The 4,594-nt window shown below is 74.2% G+C and carries 4 protein-coding genes and 1 pseudogene; all 5 read left to right on the top strand.

Annotated elements, in window-relative coordinates:
- Nucleotides 1–300: 300 nt before the first annotated feature.
- The gene (locus tag AB0C69_RS38495; RefSeq protein WP_360360924.1) at nt 301–999 is read left to right on the top strand and encodes a polysaccharide pyruvyl transferase family protein; all 699 of its coding nucleotides are present in this window, start codon (nt 301–303) and stop codon (nt 997–999) included.
- A 63-nt stretch (nt 1,000–1,062) separates the two neighbouring features.
- Nucleotides 1,063–1,485, top strand: a pseudogene (locus tag AB0C69_RS38490) (Asd/ArgC dimerization domain-containing protein); the annotation flags it as partial.
- On the top strand, nt 1,482–2,639 hold the full coding sequence (gene argJ / locus AB0C69_RS38485; protein ID WP_360360921.1) for a bifunctional glutamate N-acetyltransferase/amino-acid acetyltransferase ArgJ: 1,158 nt from the start codon (nt 1,482–1,484) through the stop codon (nt 2,637–2,639). The pseudogene AB0C69_RS38490 and the gene argJ, both read left to right, overlap by 4 nt.
- Before the next feature lie 23 nt (nt 2,640–2,662).
- Nucleotides 2,663–3,577, top strand: coding sequence for an acetylglutamate kinase (gene argB / locus AB0C69_RS38480; protein WP_353834779.1), 915 nt, complete (start codon nt 2,663–2,665; stop codon nt 3,575–3,577).
- A gap of 32 nt (nt 3,578–3,609) precedes the next feature.
- On the top strand, nt 3,610–4,594 hold a 985-nt coding region (locus AB0C69_RS38475; protein WP_360360927.1), incomplete at its 3' end, for an acetylornithine transaminase.

The raw sequence follows: 4,594 nt of genomic DNA, 5'->3' as shown, positions 1-4,594 counted from the left end.
GTTCTGCGCTGCGTTCTGCGGGCCGCCGTCTATTCGGTGCCGATCGGGCTGCGTCCGATTCCGGTACTCGGTCTGCTCGCGGGTGGGCCGCGAGGGGACTCTGCCCAAGAGGGCATCTCGGTAAACCGATGGGTGTCTGGACTGTCACCGCGCGGAAACCGCCTTCTACCGCCACGGGCGACCCCGTTCCGACATGGGACGGACGGTGGCGGGTAGCGCGGATAGCGGGGCCGCGGGACGCCCCTTCGACGCCCTGGGGGAGGACCCGGCGAGGGCCGAGGCGGGGAAGGCGGCTGACGGATGCGCGTGCTGGTGACCGGATGGCCGAGCTTCCTGCACGGTGAGGCGACGGCCGGCGACGTCCTGGCGATGGAGGCCGTGCGGGCGGCGCTGACGCGGGCCGGGGTCGAGTGCCGCCTGGCGTGGAGCCCGGTCTTCCGGCCGGGCGGCCTGGACCTCGACCGGGCCGACCCCGCGTCCTACACCCATCTGGTGTTCGCCTGCGGGCCGCTCCACGGCCGGCAGGTGGAGGACCTCCACCGCCGCTACGCGGGGTGCACGCGCGTCGCCGTCGGCGTGTCGGTCGTCGATCCGGCCGACCCGGCGGTCACCGGATTCGACGCGGTCCTCGCGCGGGACGCTCCGGGCGGCGCGCCGCGCCGCGACCTGGCGGCGCTGCCCGCGACGCCCTCGGTGCCGGTGGCCGGGGTCGTGCTCGCGCCCGGGCAGGCCGAGTACGGCGACCGGCGGCGCCACGACCGCGTCGAGCGGGAGCTGGCCGACTGGCTCGCCGCCCGCGAGTGCGCCCGGCTGCCGCTGGACACGCGGCTCGATCCGCGCGACTGGCGCCTGTTCACGACGGCGGCCGAGCTGGAGTCGGCGCTGCGCAGGCTCGACGTGGTGGTCACGACGCGGCTGCACGGCCTCGTCCTGGCGCTGCGGCTGGAGCACGCGCGGGGCCGGTGGCGCTGCACGGCGCTGGAGACGACCGCGCCCTGACGGCCGTGACGCGGCCTGGGACGCGTGGAGGGCCCCGACACGCGCGAAGCGGCCCTGACATGCGGCACGCATAGGCATACGCCCGAGATGATCCAGAACCTCAGCGCGGCGGCGGGGGAACCCGTCTCGGTCTCCTTCACCCCCACGCTCGTGCCGATGAGCCGCGGAATCCTCGCCACCTGCACCGCGAAGGCGCGTCCCGGCGTCACCGCCGCCTCGCTGCGAGCCGCCTACGAGGAGGCGTACGCGGGCGAGCCGTTCCTCGGGCTGCTGCCCGAGGGGCAGTGGCCCGCCACGTCCATGACCCTCGGCGCGAACACCGTCCTCGTGCAGGTCGCGCTGGACGAGGCGGCCGGACGCGTCGTCGTGGTCGCCGCCGTCGACAACCTCACCAAGGGCACCGCGGGCGGCGCGGTGCAGAGCGCCAACCTCGCCCTCGGCCTCCCGGAAGAACTCGGCCTGACCACGATCGGAGTGTCCCCTTGAGCGTCACCGCCCCCCGGGGTTTCCGCGCCGCCGGCGTCGTCGCCGGGCTGAAGGACAGCGGCAACCGCGACCTGGCCCTCGTCGTCAACGACGGGCCGTCCCGCGCGGCCGCCGGCGTCTTCACCCGCAACCGCGTGCGGGCCGCGCCCGTGCTGTGGTCCGAGCAGGTCCTCAAGGGCGCCCGCGTCCGCGCCGTCGTGCTGAACGCGGGCGGCGCCAACGCCTGCACCGGCGCCGCCGGCTTCCAGGACACCCACGCCACCGCGGAGAAGGCCGCCGAGGTGCTGGACGACTCGGCGGGCGAGATCGCCGTCTGCTCCACCGGGCTGATCGGCGAGCGGCTGCCGATGGACCTGCTGCTGGCCGGCGTCGACAAGGCCGCCGCCGAGCTGTCGCGCGGAGACGGCGGGCTCGCCGCCGCCGACGCCATCCGCACCACCGACACCGTCGCCAAGATCTCCTTCCGGCAGGGCGCCGGCGGCTACATGATCGGCGCGATGGCCAAGGGCGCGGGCATGCTCGCCCCGTCCCTGGCCACCATGCTGTGCGTCGTCACCACCGACGCCGACCTGCCCGCCGACGCGCTGGACCGGGCGCTGCGCGCGGCCACCGGCGTCACCCTCGACCGGCTCGACGCCGACGGGTGCATGTCCACCAACGACACCGTGCTGCTGCTCGCCTCCGGCGCCGCCGAGGTCGTCCCGGACGAGGAGGAGTTCACCGCGCTGCTCACCGAGGTGTGCGGCGACCTCACCCGGCAGCTCCTCGTGGACGCCGAGGGCGCGTCCAAGGCCATCGCGATCGAGGTCGTCGGCGCCGCCTCCGAGGACGACGCGGTCACGGTCGGCCGCTCCGTCGCCCGCAACAACCTGCTCAAGTGCGCCATCCACGGCGAGGACCCCAACTGGGGACGGGTGCTGTCGGCCGTCGGCACCACCGACGCGGTGTTCGAGCCCGACCACCTCAACGTCGCCATCAACGGCGTGTGGGTGTGCCGGAACGGCTCGTTCGGCGACGACCGCGACAAGGTCGACCTGCGTCCCCGCGACGTGACGATCACCGTCGACCTGTCCGCCGGGCCGCACAGCGCCACCGTCTGGACGACCGACCTCACGGCCGAGTACGTCCACGAGAACTCGGCGTACTCCACATGAGCGCCGTCACCCCGGGCGCGCAGATGCGCAAGAACCGGCTCGGCGTGATGGACAAGGCCGAGACCCTGATCAAGGCGCTGCCGTGGCTGGAGCGCTTCCACGGCAAGACCGTCGTGATCAAGTACGGCGGGCACGCGATGACCGACGAGCGACTGCGGCACTCCTTCGCCGAGGACGTGGTGTTCCTGCGCTACGCCGGGCTGAGGCCGGTCGTCGTGCACGGCGGCGGCCCGCAGATCAACGCGGCGCTGGCCCGCAACGGCATCGACTCGACCTTCACCGCCGGCCTCCGGGTCACCACCCCGGAGGCCATGGAGGTCGTCCGGATGGTGCTGACCGGGCAGGTCCAGCGCGACGTCGTCGGCCTGATCAACCGGCACGGCCCGTTCGCGCTCGGCATGTCCGGCGAGGACGCGAACCTGTTCACCGCCGAGCGCAAGCACGCGGTCGTGGACGGCGCGCGCGTCGACATCGGCCAGGTCGGCGAGATCGTCGAAGTGCAGGTCGGGGCCGTGCGCGCGCTGCTGGACGACGGCCGCATCCCGGTCATCTCCAGCGTCGCGCGCGGCGACGACGGCGAGGTCTACAACGTCAACGCCGACACCGCCGCCGCCGCGCTGGCCGTGGCGCTGGACGCGGCGAAGCTCGTCGTCCTCACCGACGTCGAGGGCCTGTACGCGGACTGGCCGGACAGCGACGACGTCATCGACCGGCTCACCGCCGACGAGCTGGCCGTCCTGCTGCCGGACCTGTCGGCGGGGATGGTGCCCAAGATGGAGGCCTGCCTGGCGGCCGTGCGCGGCGGCGTCCCCCAGGCCCACGTCCTGGACGGCCGCGTCCTGCACTCGCTGCTGCTGGAGATCTTCACCGACGAAGGGATCGGAACGATGGTGCTGCCCAGTCTCGCGGGCGCCGCCGGAGCGGAGGCGACCCCGTGAGCGACCTGAGGGAGCGGTTCGAGGCGGCGTTCATGCCGAACTACGGCGTCCCGCCCCTGGCGCTCGCGCGCGGCGAGGGCTGCCGGGTGTGGGACGCCGGCGGCCGCGAGTACCTCGACCTCATCGCGGGGATCGCGGTCAGCTCGCTCGGGCACGCCCACCCCGCGCTCGTCGAGGCGGTGGCGTCCCAGGCCGCGACCATCGCGCACACGTCCAACCTGTTCCTGAACGAGCCGGAGGTGCTGCTCGCCGAGCGGCTGCGGGAGCTGCTGGGCGGCGACGGGAAGGTCTTCCTCGCCAACAGCGGCACCGAGGCGAACGAGTGCGCGCTCAAGCTCGCCCTCAAGTACGGGAAGGCGAACGGGCGGCCGTACGTCGTCGCGGCCGAGAACGGTTTCCACGGCCGGACGCTCGGCGCCCTGAGCCTGACCGGCAAGGCCGCGATCCGGGAGCCGTTCGGGCCCTTCGCGATCGACGTCCGGTTCGTCCCGTACGGGGACGCGGGCGCGCTCGACGCCGCGGTGGACGAGGGCTGCGCGGCGGTGTTCCTGGAGCCCACGCAGGGCGAGGCCGGGGTCGTCCCGCCGCCGGACGGGTACTTCGCCGCCGTCCGCCGGATCTGCGACGCGGCGGGCGCGCTGTTCGTCGCCGACGAGATCCAGTCCGCGATCGGCCGCACCGGCCGCTGGTTCGCGTTCGAGCACGAGAACGCCAGACCCGACGTCCTCACGCTCGCCAAGGGCCTCGGCGGCGGCCTGCCGGTCGGGGCGTGCGTCGCCTTCGGTCCCCACGGCGACCTGTTCACCAAGGGAGACCACGGCAGCACGTTCGGCGGAAACCCGATCGCCGCGGCCGCCGCCCTCGCCGTCCTCACCACCATCGAGAAGGACGGCCTGCTCGCCAACGCCGCCTCCGTGGGGGAGACCCTGGCCGCGGGGCTCGACGCCGTCGACCATCCGCTGTTCGCGGGCGTGCGGGGCCGCGGCCTGTGGCGGGCCGCCGTGCTGACCGGGCCCC

Origin of the sequence: Actinomadura sp. NPDC048032 (assembly GCF_040653175.1) — a bacterium.
GTDB classification, from domain to species: domain Bacteria; phylum Actinomycetota; class Actinomycetes; order Streptosporangiales; family Streptosporangiaceae; genus Spirillospora; species Spirillospora verrucosospora.
Note: the sequence above shows the minus strand (reverse complement) of the source record. Positions and strands in the feature narration are given on the sequence as shown.

Excerpts from the sequence above, each read along its gene's own strand:
- argB (WP_353834779.1), top strand. The coding sequence starts at position 2,663 with ATGCGCAAGAACCGGCTCGGCGTGATGGACAAGGCCGAGACCCTGATC.
- AB0C69_RS38495 (WP_360360924.1), top strand. The coding sequence starts at position 301 with ATGCGCGTGCTGGTGACCGGATGGCCGAGCTTCCTGCACGGTGAGGCG.